The sequence below is a fragment of the Leeuwenhoekiella sp. ZYFB001 genome (assembly GCF_011784865.1).
Classification (GTDB): domain Bacteria; phylum Bacteroidota; class Bacteroidia; order Flavobacteriales; family Flavobacteriaceae; genus Leeuwenhoekiella; species Leeuwenhoekiella palythoae.
Genome location: NZ_CP050460.1, coordinates 3043552 through 3062382, shown reverse-complemented (window position 1 = coordinate 3062382; position 18831 = coordinate 3043552). Strand labels below are relative to the sequence as shown.

The window sequence follows — 18831 nt, the reverse complement described above, 5'->3', positions numbered from 1 at the left end:
AGTTGAACCTAAAAATATTCTTTGGTTTAAATTTTTCCTCAAAAAATATTTGGTGAACAAAAAGTTTGTATTAAATTTGCAGCCGCATTCGCAAGTCAGGTGAATGTTTTCTTTTTAAGAAAGGTACTGGCCTATGGTGTAACTGGCAACACGTCTGGTTTTGGTCCAGAAGAGTCTAGGTTCGAGCCCTAGTAGGCCAACTGCAATAAAAAACCCGCAAATTTTTGCGGGTTTTTTTGTTTATCAGTGGTGCTACTGTGTGAGTGCCTCTAAATTGCGACTTTATCTTTTTAGGCAATAGTATTAGTAATAAAATAACGCATCATATTGGTGTAAAATGCTTTGCTTCCTGAATCATTTTTGATGCAATTCTGAAGAAATGTCGAAAAGCGTGCTTTAGGAATCTCAAGATTTATTTCCGCGGAACGCGCATCAGAAAGGAGCGGGCTCATAGTAATGTGAACCTCGCGCTCGGTTTGTCTAATTACAACATCTGAAGCTTTAAAGAATTTTTTCAAGATCGCTTTTTGTAATTGTTCTGCGCGCGCTGAATGTTGCGCGAGCTGGCATTCTTCATCTATAAGGCGATAAAGTGCGTGAATTGATGTTTGATTTTCGGTTTGCATAGCATTTGAATTTTAGTTCCAAGCTACCTTTTTGAGCGCGATAAAATTTCTAAAAAAGTGTTATTTAGAGATTTATTAACCTTTAGATCTTAAAAGTCAAGACCGGTCTTTTGGCGTGATTAACCAAACCTTCGCTCAAGGAGCCGTTAAAGAAATGTGCGAGTCCTTTTCGACCGTGTGTGCCAATGGCGATAAGGTCTGCTTTTTGACTTTTGGCATAATTCATAATGCCACGTTCAACCTTGAGATCATTAAAAATTTCAAAGTGCGGAGTTTTGATCTGTAGTTTTTGAACAAACTCCTTAAACAAAGCCTGAATTTTTTCTGTGGTCTCAAATCGGTCAGGAGTATTCACATAAACCATTTTAAATTCAGCTTTTTGCGTTTGCGCAAATTCTAATGCCTGAGCTACAGGTTTTAGATTGTCATTCTCAAGATCTGTCGCAAAAATCAGACTGTTGATTTTGAAGTTGACGTGTCTTTTTTTGATCACAAAAACCGGTATTTTAGAGTGTCTAACAATTTTCTCAGTGTTTGAGCCGATGAAAAGTTCCTCAAATCCGCTGGAGCCATGAGATCCCATGATTATGATATCGATTTCGTGTTCTTCGGCATAGTCTAAAATTCCGCTTTGAATGCTGTTGAATTTAACGTGTTCAAAGAGCTCAATGTCGCTGGCGTATTTTTCAGCACGCAGCTTTTCAAAATTCTGTTGTGCTAGCTTCATAAAGAAAAGCGCTTCGGGCAGATGTGCGTTGTGATTGCCGTCAATAACATCAATTAACGAGTAAGGTAATTCAACCATATGAATTAGGTGTAGCTGCGCGTCATACTGTTTTGCGAGTTGGCAAGCGACTTCAAATGCGTAGGTTGCCTGTTCAGAAAAATCTGTAGGCAGTAGTAATTTTTTGATCATAATGTACTGACTTTAAAAGTTATATAGATTTTAATGGGCTGTATTAAAGTTAAGCATTTAATAGTGAGCTTGTTCTATTTTATATCTTGATAAATATTATTATATTTGCAGTGTTGAATTAAGAAAATTAATCGAGGGGACACATTGAGTCCCCTCTTTTTATAGGAACATGTTGAAGGAAAAAGTTACAGCCCTTTTACAAGAGGCGTTTGAGGAGTATGAGAATCTCTTTCTTATAGATTTAAAAATTAAAGGCAACAACGAGATTGTAGTTGTGATAGATGGTGATCAGGGAGTAACGGTGCAAGACTGTATCAATGTAAGCCGTAAAGTAGAGCATAATTTAGACAGGGAAGAAGAGGATTTTTCTTTAGAAGTTATGTCTGCAGGGGCTACCGAACCATTGATTAATACAAGGCAGTATAAAAAGAATGAAGGCCGTGATCTTGAAGTAGTACTTCAAGATGGTTCAAAAATAACAGGTAATCTAATTCAAGTGCATGATGAGGGTATTGTGTTGTTCTGGAAAGAGCGCGTGCCTAAAGAGGTGGGTAAAGGTAAGATGACCGTAGAGAAGGAAGAGGTGATAGCCTTTGAAGCTATCAAGCAAGCAAAAGTTAAGATTAAATTTTAAGTACACAGCATGGAAAATATTGCGTTAATCGAATCATTTTCTGAGTTTAAAGATGATAAGCTCATAGATAGAGTAATGCTTATGGCAATACTCGAAGAAGTTTTTAGAAGTACGTTAAAAAAACGTTTTGGAAGCGATGATAATTTTGATATCATTATAAATCCAGATAAAGGAGATTTAGAGATTTGGCGTAACCGTGTTGTGGTAGCTGACGGTGAAGTAGAAGATGAGAATTCAGAAATTAGTTTAACTGAAGCACGTAGAATTGAGCCTGACTTTGAGGTGGGTGAAGATGTTTCTGAAGAAGTAAAACTTATAGACTTGGGACGTAGATCTATTCTTGCATTGCGTCAAAATCTTATCAGTAAAATTCACGAGCACGATAATACTAATATTTATAAGCAATTTAAAGATCTTGAAGGAGAGCTTTATAATGCTGAGGTGCATCACATAAGACACAGAGCGATCATATTGCTTGATGATGAAGGTAATGAGATCATATTGCCAAAAGACAAGCAAATACCTTCAGATTTCTTCCGTAAAGGAGAAAATGTTAGAGGGGTTATCGAGAGTGTTGAGTTGAAGGGAAATAAGCCGGCGATCATTATGTCGCGTACTTCTCCACTTTTCCTTGAGAAGTTGTTTGAGTCAGAGATTCCTGAAGTATTTGACGGATTAATCACAGTTAAAAAAGTAGTGCGTATCCCTGGAGAGAAGGCGAAAGTTGCTGTTGATTCTTACGATGATCGTATCGATCCTGTTGGAGCCTGTGTAGGTATGAAAGGATCACGTATTCACGGCATAGTTCGTGAGTTAGGTAATGAGAATATTGATGTAATCAATTTTACAAATAACCTGCAATTATATATTACCAGAGCGCTAAGTCCTGCAAAGATTACTTCGATCAAAATTGATGATGAGAATAAGTCAGCAGAAGTAATGCTTAAACCAGAAGAGGTTTCTAAAGCGATCGGTCGTGGAGGTCACAATATTAGATTGGCGGGCCAACTTACAGGTTATGAGATTGATGTGTACAGAGAAGGAGTTGAAGAAGATGTGGAGCTTACAGAATTCTCTGATGAGATTGAAGATTGGATCATTGCCGAATTTTCAAAAATAGGTTTAGATACCGCAAAAAGTATTTTAGAACAAGACGTAGAAGACCTGGTTAGAAGAACAGACCTTGAAGAAGAAACCATTGCAGATGTGATGAGGATTCTTCGTGAAGAGTTTGAATAAATTTAGGACTGTACAGGTTTTTTAGGTTAATTTTATAGCGAATTAAAGCATTTTATGGCAGAAGTAAAGAACATGAGGTTAAATAAAGTATTGCGTGAACTTAATATTTCACTTGATCGTGCTGTTGATTTCCTTAAGGAAAAAGGGCATGAGATAGAGGCGCGCCCTACTACAAAAATCTCTGCCGAAATCTACGAGGTATTATCTGATCAATTTCAGACAGACGCGAGTAAAAAAGTTGCGTCTAAAGAAGTAGCGCAAGAGAAGCAGAAAGAAAAAGAAGCTATCAGACAAGCGCGCGAGGAGGAGATCGAAGAGAAACGCCAGGAACAAGATTCTGATAAGGAGGTGATTCGTGCAAAATCGAACCTTCAAGGACCTAAGCAAGTAGGTAAGATTGATTTAGATAAATCAGGAAAGCCAAAAGCTGCAGCTCCAGAAAAGCCTAAAGAAGAGCCTAAGCCAGTTCAAAAAGAAGAGCCGGTTGCTGAGCAAAAGGTAGAAGCGCCTAAGGTAGAAGAGAAGAAAGTGGAGGCTGAAAAGCCTAAAGAGGAAGAAAAGCCAAAGGTTGAGTCGAAGCCTGTTGAGAAAGAGGTGGCTAAGCCAAAAGCTGAAGCGCCTAAAAAAGCCGAGACGAAGACTGAAGAGCCTAAGCTTGGGGATGATGTCTTAAAGACAGATTATAAGAAATTAGACGGGCCAAACTTTACAGGTCAAAAAATTGACCTTTCTCAGTTTAAAAAGCCGGAGAAAAAGAAGAAGCCAGCTGCCAATAAGGATGATAAAAAACGTAAGCGTAAGCGTATAAGTAAAGCTACGGGTGCGAATCCTAATAGTGGTGGTAATAACAACAATAGAGGTCGTAATCAAAGAGGTGGTGGACGCCGCAATGCGCCTGTTGTAAAAGAAGAGCCTTCAGAAGAAGAAGTGCAAAAGCAGGTTAGAGAAACCTTAGAAAAACTTCAAGGTAAATCTAACAAAGGAAAGGGTGCTAAATATCGTAGAGATAAGAGAGATCAGCACCGTCAGAAATCTGAAAGCGAACAAGCACAGCAGGAAGCAGAAAACAAGGTGTTGAAAGTAACCGAGTTTGTTACGGTTAGCGAAGTAGCTACTATGATGGATGTTTCGGTGACTCAGATTATTTCAGCGTGTATGTCATTGGGAATGATGGTGACGATGAACCAGCGTCTGGATGCAGAAACGTTATCTATTGTTGCAGACGAATTTGGTTACGAGGTAGATTTCGTAAATGCAGATATTGAAGAGTCTGTTGCTGTTGAGGTAGATGCTGAAGAAGATCTTAAGCCCCGTGCTCCAATTGTTACGGTAATGGGTCACGTTGACCACGGTAAAACTTCGCTTCTTGATTATATACGTGAAGAAAATGTGATCGCGGGAGAAAGTGGTGGAATCACGCAGCACATTGGTGCATACGGAGTAACCCTAAAAGACGGTCAAAAAATTGCCTTCTTAGATACACCGGGTCACGAAGCCTTTACGGCGATGCGTGCGCGTGGTGCTCAGGTTACTGATATTGCGATTATTGTAATCGCTGCTGATGATGATGTGATGCCGCAAACTAAAGAAGCGATTTCTCACGCACAAGCCGCGGGAGTGCCTATTGTTTTTGCGATAAACAAGGTAGATAAGCCAACAGCAAACCCTGATAAGATTAAAGAGCAGCTGGCAAATATGAATTTGCTTGTTGAAGATTGGGGTGGAAAAATTCAATCTCATGATATTTCGGCTAAAACAGGTGTTGGTGTAGCTGAGCTACTGGAGAAAGTTTTATTAGAAGCTGAAATTCTAGAGCTGAAAGCGAATCCTGACAAACGTGCTAACGGTACCGTTGTAGAGGCATTCCTAGATAAAGGTCGAGGTTATGTTTCAACAGTATTGGTTGAAGGTGGTACGCTTAAAATTGGAGATTACGTTCTTGCCGGTACTAACAGTGGTAAGGTAAAAGCGATGCACGATGAGCGCGGTAAAGAGATCAAGGAAGCAGGGCCTTCTACGCCGGTTTCTATTTTAGGTCTTGATGGAGCGCCTCAAGCGGGTGATAAGTTTAATGTGATGGAAGATGAGCGTGAAGCTAAGGATATAGCAAATAAACGTACGCAGTTGCAGCGAGAGCAGTCAGTGAGAACTCAGAAACATATTACACTTGATGAGATTGGAAGACGTATTGCCTTAGGAGACTTTAAGGAGCTTAACATTATTCTTAAAGGTGATGTGGATGGTTCTGTTGAAGCGCTTACAGATAGCTTCGGTAAATTGTCTACAGAAGAGATTGTTGTAAATATCATTCATAAAGGAGTTGGTGCAATTACTGAAAGTGATGTATTGTTAGCTTCGGCTTCAGATGCGATCATTATCGGATTTAATGTTAGACCTGCCGGAAATGCTCGTCAGGTAGCTGATAAGGAAGAAATCGACATCAGAACATACTCTATCATTTACGACGCGATCAACGATCTGAAAGATGCGATGGAAGGAATGCTTTCTCCTGTAATGAAGGAAGAGGTTACCGGTAATGCTGAGATCAGAGAGACCTTTAAGATTTCTAAGATTGGTACTATTGCGGGTTGTATGGTTACTTCAGGTAAAATCTATCGTAACTCTGGAGTGCGTTTAATACGCGACGGAGTTGTTGTCTATACTGGGGAGCTAGCTTCGTTAAAACGCTTTAAAGACGATGTTAAGGAAGTGAGTAAAGGTTACGATTGTGGTATGCAGATTAAGAACTACAATGATATCAAAGAAGGTGATATTGTTGAAGCATATCAGGAGGTAGCTGTTAAGAAGAAATTGAAATAAAATCAATTAAGAATAAAAAAAACCGCTGAACATCAGCGGTTTTTTTATGCGGTAGTATTTCATTTAGCGTTCTGGTTTCATTACAAATGCGCTAGGAAATTTTTCTTTGATTTTGAGTAGTGCGCGATCTGCGTCCAGACGATCCCTAAAATTTCCAACCCAGACTTTATAATTTGGGCTCTCATAAACGATCTTAGGCTCCCATTCGCTAAAACTTGAGTTGTAATCTTTCTGTACTTTATTGGCTTCTGTGATTTGGCCGTAAAATAATTGAATTTTATAACGATCTGCCAGTTCGTTATTCACGGTCATTTCTGACTTCAACTTTAAAAGTTCGGGTAACTTATTATCTTGAATGACATTACTCTTAGCGGTTTGCGCATAGGTAGCGGTGCTGAAAATGCCGCTAAAAATTAGATATAATAGCGGTTTTTTTAGGTTTCTTTTCATAAGAAAAATTGTTTAAGCAAATGTAAAAGTAATAACTCAAAACTTGTGATAATTATTATTTAGAACAGGTATAAATTACCTTTTAACGCTTTAGTAACACTTCAAAAATCCACTTCTAAGTCTTACTTTTGCCATCAAATTTGTCGGCACTATATTTAGTTAGTTGATGCTTAAATATCTAGAATTAGTGCCGCATTACTATGACAATTCTATCATACTATGAAACAGGGTAACTACCTTAATTCAGCTTCTCGATTTTCTATAATCACTTTAGCATTATTGCTTTCTTTTTCTTCGTTTGTGTTTGCTCAGGATGCTGAGCCTGCTGAAGGGGCTGCGCAGTCTGAAACTACTCCTGCTGTGCAAGGGGGTGACGCTGCTGCAGGTAAAGCATTGTTTAATGCGAATTGTGCTGCGTGTCATAAGTTGTACAGTCGTGCTACGGGCCCGGCTTTGTATAATGTTACTGAGCGTCGCGATAGAGAGTGGTTGTATCAGTGGATTAAAAATAACCGTGCGTTGATCGATTCTGGGGATCCGGAGGCGATTGCGATTTACGAAGAGTACAATCAAACAGCGATGAATCTTTTTCCGCAATTAAGCAATGCGGATATTGATGATATTTTAGCGTATACAGATACTCCAAAGCCAGAGCCTAAAGCTCCGGCTGCTGCGGCAGGTGCTGCTGGTCAAGGTGGAGGTGGTGTTTCGAGCACTGTGATCTTAGCTATTCTTGCTGTTGTGCTTGTGATGCTTGTTGCTGTTTTATTCTTAGTAAATAATACGCTTAGAAAATTTGCAGTTGCTCAAGGTGTTGCTTTGCCGGTTAAAGAAGCGCGTAAGCCAATTTGGAAATCATTTGTAGAAAATCAATTCTTGGTTCTTGTTTCTGTAATTGTGTTGCTTTTAGGTGGGGCGTATTTTGCATACGGATGGATGATGCAGGTGGGTGTTGATCAAGGGTATCAGCCAATTCAGCCTATACATTACTCACATAGAATTCACGCTGGTGACAACCAGATTGAATGTAAATACTGTCACTCTTCAGCGCGTACTAGTAAAACTTCAGGAATTCCTTCTTTGAATGTGTGTATGAACTGTCACAAAAGTATTAGTGAGGTTGCTGATGAAACATCAGAATTTAGTTCAGTGACTGAAGATTACTCAAAAGAATTTTACGATAAAGAGATTCAGAAGTTATATAAGGCGACTGGATGGGATCCTGCAACGCAGTCCTATACCGGGGAGACTCAGGCTGTGGAGTGGGTGCGCATTCACAACTTGCCAGACTTCGCCTATTTTAATCACTCGCAGCACGTTTCAGTGGCAGGAGTGCAATGTCAGACTTGTCACGGTCCTGTTGAAGAGATGGAGATTATGTATCAAAACGCTCCGTTAACGATGGGCTGGTGTATTAACTGTCACCGTGAGACTAATGTTAAGATGGATGGGAATCCGTATTACGAAAAAATTCACGAAGAGCTTTCTAAGAAGTATGGTGTTGAGCAGTTGACTGCGGCACAAATGGGAGGTCTCGAGTGTGGTAAATGCCATTATTAATAAGTTAAGATTGCGTGTAGTCTAACTCGCGTTTCAAAATAAATAACAATAGATTTTATGTCATCAAACAAGAAATACTGGAAAAGTGTTGAGGAGCTAAATGAGAATAGCTCTATTGTTGAGGCGCTTAAACAGAATGAATTTGCGCAAGAGATTCCTATGGATGAGTTTCTTGGAGACAAAGATTCGTTAGATGCTTCGTCAACTACGCGTCGTGATTTCTTAAAGTATGTAGGTTTTTCTACTGCAGCAGCTACACTTGCAGCATGTGAGGGGCCTGTGAACAAGTCCATTCCTTACGTAGTTGCTCCAGAGCGTATTACGGCGGGAAAGGCAGACTACTACGCTACAACAATGGCTGATGGTTTTGACTTTGCTAGTGTTTTGGTTAAGACACGCGAAGGAAGACCTATTAAAATTGAAAATAATAAACTGGCAGCTTCTTTAGGAGGTAACAATGCCAGAGTACATGCTTCTGTATTGTCTATGTATGATACCAAGCGTTTGCAAGGTCCTAAAATTGACGGTGCAGATGTTTCTTGGTCTGAATTAGATGGTCAGCTGGGTGATAAATTAAAGAATTTAGGAGGAAAAAGTATTGTGTTGTTGACGCAGACTTTTGCTTCTCCTTCAACTTCAAAACTTATTTCAGAGTTTAGTGCGGCTTATCCAAATGTTAAGCATGTGACTTACGATGCAATAGGTGAGCAGGCTGCTTTAGATGCTTTTGAAAGCAAATATGGTGAGCGTGCTTTAGCGGATTATGATTTTTCTGAAGCGGAAGTGATTATTTCTGTAGGTGCTGATATTTTAGGTGATTGGCAAGGTGGCGGCTTCGGTCCAACTTATGCTAAAAGTCGTGTTCCTAAAAATGGAAAAATGTCACGTCACGTACAGTTTGAGGCGAATATGACTTTGTCTGGTGCAAATGCTGATAAGCGTGTGCCAATGACTCCTGCGCAGCAGAAAAAAGCAGTTGCTGCTATCCAATCAATTGTTTCTGGTGGAAGTGCTAATACAGGATTGCCTGCAGAACTAGACGAAGCTGTGAAGAGTGCCGCTTCTCAATTGCGTAAAGCGGGAAGTAAAGGAGTGTTTGTAACTGGTGTTCAGGATGCAAATGCACAGATGGTGGCATTGTCTATCAACGAGACCTTAGGAAGTAGAATTATTGATGTTCAGGCTCCAAAAATGACCCGTCAGGGTAATGCTGAAGAAGTACAGCAATTGGTTGCTGATATGAATTCTGGTGCTGTAGGCGCGCTTCTTGTTGCGGGTGTGAATCCTGCTTACAGTTTGCCTAATGCTGATGAGTTTGTTGCTGGTTTAGAGAATGTTGATGTGAAGGTTTCTTTTAATATGAAAGAAGATGAAACCGGACTTCTTTGTAATTACTTAGCACCAGCTCCACATTATTTAGAATCTTGGGGTGATGTTGAAATCAAGAAAGGTCAGATTTGCCTAACGCAGCCAACCATTCGTCCTTTATTCAATACAAGACAATTTCAAGACTCATTATTGGCTTGGACTGGTCAAGGAGTTACCTATTACGAGTATCTAAAAAATAACTGGAGTAATGCTTCTACGAGCTGGAATCAGGCATTGCACGATGGTTTTGTAGCGGGTTCTATTCCAGCTGCTGAAGAGACGGCAGAAATGTCAAGTGCAACTGCAAATGGTGCAATTACACTTTCAAGCGCTGTTGCTGCTCTTGCTCAAGAGGAAGCTTCAACTTCTGGTTACGAGTTGACTTTATACTCAAGTACTGGTATTGGTAACGGGGAGCAGGCTAACAACCCTTGGTTGCAAGAATTCCCTGATCCTATCACAAGAACTTCTTGGGATAACTATCTTACTATGTCTAAAGCAGATGCAGATAAGTTAGGGATTGAAAATGAAATTACTTCTAAAGGGGCTTTAAATGGTAATTACGTAAACATTACTCTTGATGGTAAAACTATTGAGAATGTACCTGTTTATGTGCAGCCGGGTCAAGCGCCAGGATCAGTTGGTTTAGCTTTAGGTTATGGAAAGAAAGCTGCTGTTCAAGAAGAGATGCAGGTAGGTGTTAATGCTTACCCATTATATAAAGACTTTAGCGCTACACAGTCTGTGCAGATTGAAAAAGTAAGCGGAGTGCACGAATTTGCTTGTGTTCAAATGCAGAATACAATGGCAGGCCGTGCAGATGATATTATACGTGAGACTACTTTAGAGATTTTTAATACTAAAGATGTTCACGCTTGGAATCCTGTAGGAGAGGTTGATTATAACCACTCTGAAATTTCGGTAAGAGATAAAAATGCAGATATCTGGGAATCTTTTGATGATACCATGGGTCCTCATTTTAATCTTTCGATTGATCTTAATGCGTGTACCGGTTGTGGTGCGTGTGTTATCGCTTGTCACTCAGAAAACAATGTTCCTGTAGTAGGTAAGCAAGAGGTAAGAAACTTTAGAGATATGCACTGGTTGCGTATTGACCGTTACTATTCATCTGCAGATACATTTGAAGAGGAAACTAAAACCCTTGAGGAGCTTCCTGCTTTTGATAGCTATTCAGTAGTAGAGAAGCAGTCTTATGACAATCCTGAAGTTGCATTTCAGCCTGTGATGTGTCAACACTGTAATCACGCTCCTTGTGAGACTGTATGTCCTGTAGCTGCGATTGGTCACGGTAGACAAGGTCAAAACCAGATGACTTATAACCGTTGTGTAGGGACACGTTACTGTGCTAACAACTGTCCGTACAAAGTGCGTCGTTTCAACTGGTTCCTATATGCAGAAAACGATGAGTTTGATTACAACATGAACAATGATCTTGGTCGTATGGTGCTTAATCCTGACGTTACAGTACGTTCTCGCGGGGTTATGGAGAAATGTTCTTTCTGTATTCAGATGACACAAAAAACAATTCTTGATGCGAAACGTGAAGGTAGAGCAGTAGAGGATGGTGAGTTTGCAACCGCTTGTAGTAATGCTTGTGATAACGGCGCTATCAAGTTTGGTGATGTGAATATGCCGGATTCTGAGATCGTAGAATTGAAAAATGATAAACGTAAGTATTATTTACTTGAAGATATTGGTGTGAAGCCTAATGTATTCTATCAGGTAAAAGTTAAGAATACTGCAGAAGCTTAATTTAGTATAAAATAAATATCAATATATTAATATGTCGTCACATTACGAAGCACCCATAAGAGAGCCTTTGATTCTTGGAGAGAAATCTTATCACGACATCAGTGTAGATGTAGGTGCTCCTATTCTTGGTAAAGCCAATAAGTCTTGGTGGATTTGTTTTTCTATCGCGCTTATTGCGTTCTTGTGGGGTCTTAGCTGTATTGTATATACAGTGTCTACAGGTATTGGAGTTTGGGGTCTTAACAAAACCATTGGTTGGGCTTGGGATATTACAAACTTTGTATGGTGGGTAGGTATTGGTCACGCTGGTACTCTTATTTCTGCTGTATTATTACTTTTCCGTCAAAAATGGCGTATGGCGATTAACCGTTCTGCAGAGGCGATGACAATTTTCGCGGTTGTGCAGGCAGGTTTGTTCCCGATCATCCACATGGGTCGTCCTTGGTTAGCATATTGGGTTGTGCCTATTCCAAACCAATTTGGATCGTTATGGGTTAACTTCAACTCGCCACTTCTTTGGGACGTATTTGCAATTTCTACCTATTTATCGGTTTCATTAGTATTCTGGTGGACGGGTCTTTTACCTGACTTTGCGATGATTCGCGACCGTACTAAGAGCCCGTTTCAGCAAAAAATATACGGTATCTTAAGTTTTGGATGGAGTGGTCGTGCTAAAGACTGGCAGCGTTTTGAAGAGGTGTCTCTTGTTCTTGCAGGTCTTGCAACTCCGCTAGTACTTTCGGTACACACGATTGTATCTTTTGACTTTGCTACTTCGGTTGTACCGGGATGGCATAGTACGATTTTCCCTCCTTATTTCGTAGCAGGAGCGATTTTCTCTGGATTTGCTATGGTGCAAACGCTTCTTTTGGTAATGCGAAAAGTGGTTAACCTTGAAAACTATATTACCATTGTTCATATTGAATTTATGAATAAGGTAATCTTGCTTACCGGTGGTATCGTAACAGTTGCTTATTTAACCGAATATTTCATCGGATGGTACTCTGGGGTGCCTTACGAAAACTATACATACTTGTCATTTGGTGCTGCTACAGGACCATATTGGTGGGCATTCTGGGCGCTGATTATTTGTAACCTAATCGTGCCGCTTACGCTTTGGGTTAAGAAATGGAGAAGAAACATTCTTTGGACATTTATCGTAGCTCTAGTGATTAACATCGGTATGTGGTTTGAGCGTTTTGATATTATTGTGATCTGTTTGAGTAAAGACCGTTTGGCTTCTACTTGGACGATGTTCTCACCTACATTTGTTGATATAGGAGTGTTTGTAGGTACAATTGGATTCTTCTTCGTGTTGTTCTTATTGTATGCTCGTACATTCCCGGTTATTGCACAAGCAGAGGTTAAGAGTATTCTTAAATCTTCAGGAGAACGCTACAAGAGAATTAGAGAGTCAGGTGAAGATTTAGCTGGTACAGCAACAGATGAGCGTACCTCTAACTATACGACTCGACCTGAAAGTTTAGCCGCTGCTTCAAATGCTGAAAGTACTTATCACCAATCTACTATAAATGCAGATGCATTAGTTGATACTGAAACTAAAAAAGCAGAGATTGATTTGATGCTGGCTAAAATAGGAACCTATGATCCGGCAACACAATCAGCTGATGACCTGAAAAAGATCAGTGGTGTTGGTCCGGTATTGGAGCAAAAGCTACATCAGTTAGGTATTTATACCTATGATCAGGTGAGTAAAATGACTAAAACAGAATATGACCTTTTAGACGAAATTATCGATGCGTTTCCTGGTAGAGCAGAGCGCGATGATTGGGCAGGTCAGGCACAAAATCTTAAACAATAATTATGGCATCAGGAAACGTTTTACACGTGCTTTACAATGATGATGATATCCTTATGAAGGCAGTAAAGGCACTGCGTTCTAAACATTATCGAATTATTGAGGTATATACACCATTTCCGGTTCACGGCTTGGATAAGGCTATGGGATTACCTTATACTCGTATCGCTATATGTTCATTTATCTATGGACTAATTGGATTGAGTGTGGCGACCCTTATGATGAATTTCATAATGATTGAAGATTGGCCAAGAAATATTGGTGGTAAGCCAAGTTTTTCTTACCTGCAGAATATGCCTGCTTTTGTGCCAATTATGTTTGAATTAACAGTATTCTTTGCGGCTCACCTTATGGTTATTACTTTTTATATGAGAAGTAAGATCTGGCCTTTCAAAAAAGCTGAGAATCCAGACGTACGTACAACTGATGATCACTTTTTGATTGAGGTTGATGCAGCAAATCACGATCTTGATGAACTTTCTAAGTTTCTTTATGATACAGGAGCTACAGAGATAAGTCTAATTCATAACGAAGAACACGCGTAACAAATGAAAAATAATATTCAAATATTAGGTTCATTGGTAATGATGTTGGTTTTTATGGCCTCTTGTCAGGATAAAGATCATCCCAACTATCAATATATGCCTAACATGTATGAAGATGTAGGTTATGAAACCTATGGCAATTATGAGGTTTTTCCTAACGGAATGGAAGCTATGCAGCCTGCAGAAGGAACAGTTTCGCGTGGTTGGATGCCTTATGGCTACGAGAATAGCACTGAAGGTTATGAAGCAGCTAAAGCAAGTTTAAAAAACCCTGTACCCTATACCGAAGATAACCTCAATGAAGGTAAAGCGTTATATACTATTTATTGTGCAATTTGTCACGGCGATAAAGGGGACGGTAAAGGTACATTAGCGAAGCGCGAGAAAATATTAGGTGTTCCGGCATACAATGATCAGGGCCGTGCCATTACTGAAGGAAGTGTTTATCACGTAACTTATTATGGTCTGAACACAATGGGGTCTTATGCATCTCAAACAACCGAGCGCGAACTGTGGTTGATTAATCATTACGTGCTTGACCTTAAAGATGCACTTGACGGAAAGCCTAAGAGAGCATTTATAGACGAGGCTTCTTCTGAAGATGTTGCAAGTGTTGAGGAAACCGCAGGAGAGGTAGAAACTACTGAAGCGCAAACTGAAGAATAATAAAGGCAGGATATTTCAAAATTATGTACACGTTATCAAGTAAATTAAGACTTTTTGCCATAATTAGTATGGTTCTTGGACTTGTAGGTGTGGTCTACGGATTTTTATCTGTACCCGCTACAGTTGAAGAAGCAAGTGAAGTGCTTGCCGCTCAAGAAGGGCATCATGGTGAAGAAGCTAGTCACGAAGAAGCAAATTTTGTTGACGAGGCGCGTCAGGAACATGGATATTCTGAGAAAGCCATGGCACATGATAAAGATATGGGCCACGAGGCACACGGCGAAGGAGAGCATATGGAGCACGTATTGCATCAGATGCAAACAAAGCCTTGGTCTGCGGTATTTGTCGCAGCTTTCTTCTTTATGATGATTGCATTAGGAACATTGGTTTTTTATGCAATTCAAAATGCAGCTCAAGCAGGATGGTCGCCAGTGCTGTTTAGAGTGATGGAAGGGATTACGAACTATCTTTTGCCTGGATCTGTGATTGTTTTATTGATCGTAATTTTTGCAGGTGAGCATTTCTTCCCTTGGCAAAATCACGAATTAGTAGCTGAAGATACCATTCTTCAAGAGAAATCAGTATACTTAAACTTTCCATTCTGGTTGATTAGAGGGATCATCTATGTTGTTGGTTGGAATTTATACAGACATTTTGCTAGAAAGAACTCTCTTGCAATGGATGATGCTGAAGGAGATAGACCTTACAAGAACTTATTTAAGTATTCGGTGTATTTCTTAGCCTTCTTTATCGTAACAGAATCTACAATGGCTTGGGACTGGTTTATGTCAATGACACCACACTGGTACAGTACGCTTTTTGCTTGGTATATTTTTGCAAGTATGATTGTTTCAGCTGTAACTGTTATTGCAATAGTAACAGTTTCACTTAAAGCTATTGGTAAATTAGAATTTGTAAATGATAGTCACTTACATGACTTGGCTAAGTTTATGTTTGGTTTCAGTGTATTCTGGACATACTTATGGTTTGGTCAATTTATGTTGATCTGGTATGCAAACATCCCAGAAGAGGTTACCTATTTTATTTTGAGAATACAAGAGTATAATCCTATTTTCTTTGGAATGATTATCATCAACTTTGTATTCCCAATTGTAATATTGATGAATAGTGATTTCAAACGCGTTTCTTGGTTTGTGGTAATTGCAGGTGTTTTCATTTTGGTAGGACACTATATAGATATTTTCCTATTGGTTATGCCATCTACGGTTGGACCGCATTGGTCTTTCGGAATCACAGAATTCGCTGCGTTACTATTCTTCTTAGGCCTGTTTATTTTAATGGTAGGTTTAGGATTAGCTAAAGTATCGTTGAGACCTAAGAATAATCCATTCTTAGTAGAAAGCGAGCATTTTCACTATTAATATCAACGAACAGAAAAAACACAACAATGACCGTTTTTTTAGTACTTATTGTAATCATTCTTTTTGCTGTAGCAATATGGCAAATGAGTAAAATATATGCGCTTTCTAAAGGGAATTCTGCTGAAGATACCCAAGATGTCGCAAATGGAAAGGATAACCGTATCAATGCCAAGTTGATGGTAATGTTTATGGTGTTTCTTTACTTCTTAATGTTCTATTGCTTCTGGCATTACTCTAAATTCTATTTGCCTGAAGCTTCTTCCGCTCACGGTGGTAAGTACGATAACTTGATGTTTATCTCTATCGCCCTTATTATGGTGGTGCAGGTAATCACGCAATTTCTATTACACTTTTTTGCTTATAAGTATAAAGGTGAAAAAGGTAAGCGAGCTTTATTCTATGCAGATAATGATAAGTTAGAATTCATATGGACCATTATTCCGGTAATTGTTTTGGCTGGTTTAATCATCTACGGATTATTTACGTGGTCAGACATTATGAATTTTGAGGAAGATGAAGATGCTCTTGTAGTTGAATTATATGCACAGCGGTTTAACTGGAAAGCGCGTTATGCGGGTGAAGACAACATTTTAGGAGATGCCAATGTCCGTTTTATCGAAGGTGTTAATCAATTAGGTATAGATCCTAGTGATGCTGATGGTAAAGACGATGTGGTGACTCAAGAACTGCATTTGCCGGTAGGCCGTCAGGTGATTTTTAAACTAAGATCACAAGACGTATTGCATTCAGCGTATATGCCACACTTTAGAGCGCAGATGAACGTTGTTCCAGGTATGATCACTCAGTTTTCATTCACTCCTACGGTGACTACCGAAGAGATCAGAGAGACTGAGTATATGCAGGATAAAATGCGTACTATTCAAGAGATACGTAAAGAAAAAAGTAAAGAATTAGTTGCTGCCGGAGAGCCTGCACTTGACTCTTATGATGAATTTGACTATTATTTACTTTGTAATAAGATTTGTGGAGCTAGCCACTATAATATGCAGATGAAGATTATAGTTGAATCTCAAGAAGATTATGAAGCTTGGTTAGAAACCCAGAAAACTTTTGAAGCGAGCATAGCTCAGCAGTAAAATTGATTTTTAAAAGAAACTAGATATGTCAGCAAACGCAACAGCTTTTGAACATGCTCACGATGATCACGCACATCACGACGATCATGCGCACCACGATCATCACCAGACTTTTATAAGTAAATATATTTTTAGTACCGATCATAAAATGATCTCAAAGCAGTATTTAATTACTGGTTTGTTTATGGGGATCATCGGTATAGCAATGTCTATTCTTTTTAGAATTCAGCTTGCTTGGCCAGAGGAAAGTTTTACCATTTTTGAAATTTTCCTTGGGAAATGGGCTCCAGAAGGAGTTATGGATTCTAGTATCTACCTTTCATTAGTTACCATTCACGGTACTATAATGGTATTCTTTGTACTTACCGCTGGGTTAAGTGGTACGTTCAGTAACCTTTTAATACCATTGCAAATTGGGGCTCGAGATATGGCTTCCGGTTTCTTGAATATGGTTTCTTATTGGTTATTCTTTTTGTCTGCTGTTATTATGTGCTCGTCTTTGTTTGTTGAGGCTGGCCCTGCTGCTGCAGGTTGGACGATTTATCCTCCATTGAGTGCCTTGCCTGAGTCTATATCTGCTGCAGGTACGGGTATGACCTTATGGCTAGTTTCAATGGCTGTTTTCATTGCTTCATCTTTATTAGGTTCTTTGAATTACGTAGTTACTGTAATTAATATGAGAACTAAGGGGATGTCAATGACCAGACTACCGCTTACAATTTGGGCATTCTTTGTGACCGCTATCATTGGTATTATATCTTTTCCGGTTTTATTATCGGCTGCGTTACTATTAATAATGGATAGAAGTTTTGGTACTTCTTTCTTCTTATCTGACATCTATATTGGTGGGGAAGTATTGCATAACTCAGGAGGTTCTCCCGTATTGTTTGAACACTTGTTCTGGTTCTTAGGTCACCCCGAAGTTTATATTGTATTACTTCCTGCATTGGGAATTTCATCAGAAGTTATTGCTACAAATGCTCGTAAACCTATTTTTGGTTATCGCGCGATGATCGCATCGATTCTTGCAATTGCTTTCTTATCTACAATTGTTTGGGGTCACCATATGTTTGTATCTGGTATGAATCCATTCTTAGGTTCTGTATTTACCTTTACGACCCTATTGATCGCGATTCCTTCCGCAGTAAAAGCCTTTAACTATATTACTACGTTGTGGAAGGGTAATTTGCAGATGAACCCTGCTATGTTGTTCTCTATTGGTTTGGTGTCTACTTTTATCACCGGTGGTTTAACAGGTATTATTCTTGGAGATTCTACACTAGATATCAATGTTCACGATACGTATTTTGTTGTGGCGCACTTCCACTTGGTAATGGGTATTTCTGCGCTGTACGGTCTTTTTGCCGGAGTGTATCACTGGTTCCCTAAAATGTTCGAAGGGCGGATGCTGAACAAGAATTTAGGTTACGTACACTTCTGGGTAACGGCTATAGGTTCTTACGCTGTATTCTTCCCGATGCATTTTATTGGGATGGCAGGTTTACCAAGACGTTACTATTCAAACACTGCATTCCCGTACTTTGACGATCTTGCTGACGTAAACGTAATGATTACTATTGCAGCAATCGTAACGGCGTCGGTTCAGCTAGTGTTCTTATATAACTTCTTCTCTTCTATTTTCTATGGAAAGAAAGGTCCTAAGAACCCTTGGAAATCTAACACGCTAGAGTGGACTACAGAGTTGAAGCACATTCACGGAAACTGGGAGGGTGAGATTCCATCTGTTTACCGTTGGTCTTATGACTATAGTAAATTGAACGAAGATGAGACTGATTACGTAATTCCTGGTCAGGATTTCGTTCCTCAGAATGTACCCCTTCAGCCAAATGAAGAAGAAATGAATCACTAAATGATTCTTGATAAATATTCAAAAGCCCGCAATTTGCGGGCTTTTTTATTAGAGGAGCCTCAAGTA

At 39.4% G+C, this 18831-nt stretch carries 14 protein-coding genes and 1 tRNA gene; 12 read left to right on the top strand and 3 right to left on the bottom strand.

Annotated elements, in window-relative coordinates:
* Positions 1-127 precede the first annotated feature (127 nt).
* A tRNA-Gln gene (locus HCN54_RS13230) sits at positions 128-200 on the top strand.
* 90 nt (positions 201-290) lie between these two features.
* On the opposite strand, the gene HCN54_RS13225 is transcribed toward HCN54_RS13230, so the two are convergent.
* The gene (locus HCN54_RS13225) at positions 291-626 is read right to left on the bottom strand and encodes a hypothetical protein (protein WP_167598156.1); all 336 of its coding nucleotides are present in this window, start codon (positions 624-626) and stop codon (positions 291-293) included.
* An 82-nt stretch (positions 627-708) separates the two neighbouring features.
* Entirely contained in the window at positions 709-1542 is an 834-nt protein-coding gene (locus HCN54_RS13220) for a universal stress protein (RefSeq protein ID WP_167598155.1), read from the bottom strand.
* A 169-nt stretch (positions 1543-1711) separates the two neighbouring features.
* Between HCN54_RS13220 and rimP the strand changes: the two genes are divergently transcribed.
* The 3 genes from rimP to infB are packed head-to-tail and all read left to right on the top strand — an operon-like array spanning position 1712 to position 6235.
* Positions 1712-2176, top strand: coding sequence for a ribosome assembly cofactor RimP (gene rimP / locus HCN54_RS13215; protein WP_167598154.1), 465 nt, complete (start codon positions 1712-1714; stop codon positions 2174-2176).
* Positions 2177-2185: 9 nt separating this feature from the next.
* Positions 2186-3415, top strand: a complete 1230-nt coding sequence (gene nusA / locus HCN54_RS13210) for a transcription termination factor NusA (RefSeq protein WP_072983093.1) — start codon at positions 2186-2188, stop codon at positions 3413-3415.
* A 54-nt stretch (positions 3416-3469) separates the two neighbouring features.
* Positions 3470-6235, top strand: coding sequence for a translation initiation factor IF-2 (gene infB / locus HCN54_RS13205; protein ID WP_167598153.1), 2766 nt, complete (start codon positions 3470-3472; stop codon positions 6233-6235).
* Between the two features lie 63 nt (positions 6236-6298).
* On the opposite strand, the gene HCN54_RS13200 is transcribed toward infB, so the two are convergent.
* Entirely contained in the window at positions 6299-6685 is a 387-nt protein-coding gene (locus HCN54_RS13200; protein WP_072983097.1) for an SPOR domain-containing protein, read from the bottom strand.
* Between the two features lie 219 nt (positions 6686-6904).
* Between HCN54_RS13200 and HCN54_RS13195 the strand changes: the two genes are divergently transcribed.
* Genes HCN54_RS13195 through HCN54_RS13160 form a run of 8 tightly spaced genes read left to right on the top strand, consistent with a single transcriptional unit; the run spans position 6905 to position 18765 of the window.
* A complete protein-coding gene (locus HCN54_RS13195; protein WP_072983098.1) occupies positions 6905-8245 on the top strand; it encodes a c-type cytochrome in 1341 nt (446 codons plus the stop codon).
* A gap of 57 nt (positions 8246-8302) precedes the next feature.
* Positions 8303-11386, top strand: a complete 3084-nt coding sequence (locus tag HCN54_RS13190) for a TAT-variant-translocated molybdopterin oxidoreductase (protein WP_167598152.1) — start codon at positions 8303-8305, stop codon at positions 11384-11386.
* A gap of 31 nt (positions 11387-11417) precedes the next feature.
* Positions 11418-13208 carry an NrfD/PsrC family molybdoenzyme membrane anchor subunit gene (gene nrfD, locus HCN54_RS13185; protein WP_167598151.1) on the top strand — a complete coding sequence of 597 codons (1791 nt, stop codon included), beginning with the start codon at positions 11418-11420 and terminating at the stop codon, positions 13206-13208.
* A 2-nt stretch (positions 13209-13210) separates the two neighbouring features.
* Positions 13211-13750 (top strand): DUF3341 domain-containing protein, encoded by a 540-nt coding sequence (locus HCN54_RS13180; protein ID WP_072983103.1) that lies wholly within the window; start codon positions 13211-13213, stop codon positions 13748-13750.
* Positions 13751-13753: 3 nt separating this feature from the next.
* Positions 13754-14416 carry a c-type cytochrome gene (locus HCN54_RS13175; RefSeq protein WP_167598150.1) on the top strand — a complete coding sequence of 221 codons (663 nt, stop codon included), beginning with the start codon at positions 13754-13756 and terminating at the stop codon, positions 14414-14416.
* 23 nt (positions 14417-14439) lie between these two features.
* Positions 14440-15798 (top strand): quinol:cytochrome C oxidoreductase, encoded by a 1359-nt coding sequence (locus tag HCN54_RS13170; protein WP_167598149.1) that lies wholly within the window; start codon positions 14440-14442, stop codon positions 15796-15798.
* 26 nt (positions 15799-15824) lie between these two features.
* The gene (locus tag HCN54_RS13165) at positions 15825-16895 is read left to right on the top strand and encodes a cytochrome c oxidase subunit II (RefSeq protein ID WP_167598148.1); all 1071 of its coding nucleotides are present in this window, start codon (positions 15825-15827) and stop codon (positions 16893-16895) included.
* A gap of 25 nt (positions 16896-16920) precedes the next feature.
* Positions 16921-18765 (top strand): cbb3-type cytochrome c oxidase subunit I, encoded by a 1845-nt coding sequence (locus tag HCN54_RS13160; protein ID WP_072983110.1) that lies wholly within the window; start codon positions 16921-16923, stop codon positions 18763-18765.
* The last annotated feature ends 66 nt before the right edge of the window (positions 18766-18831 follow it).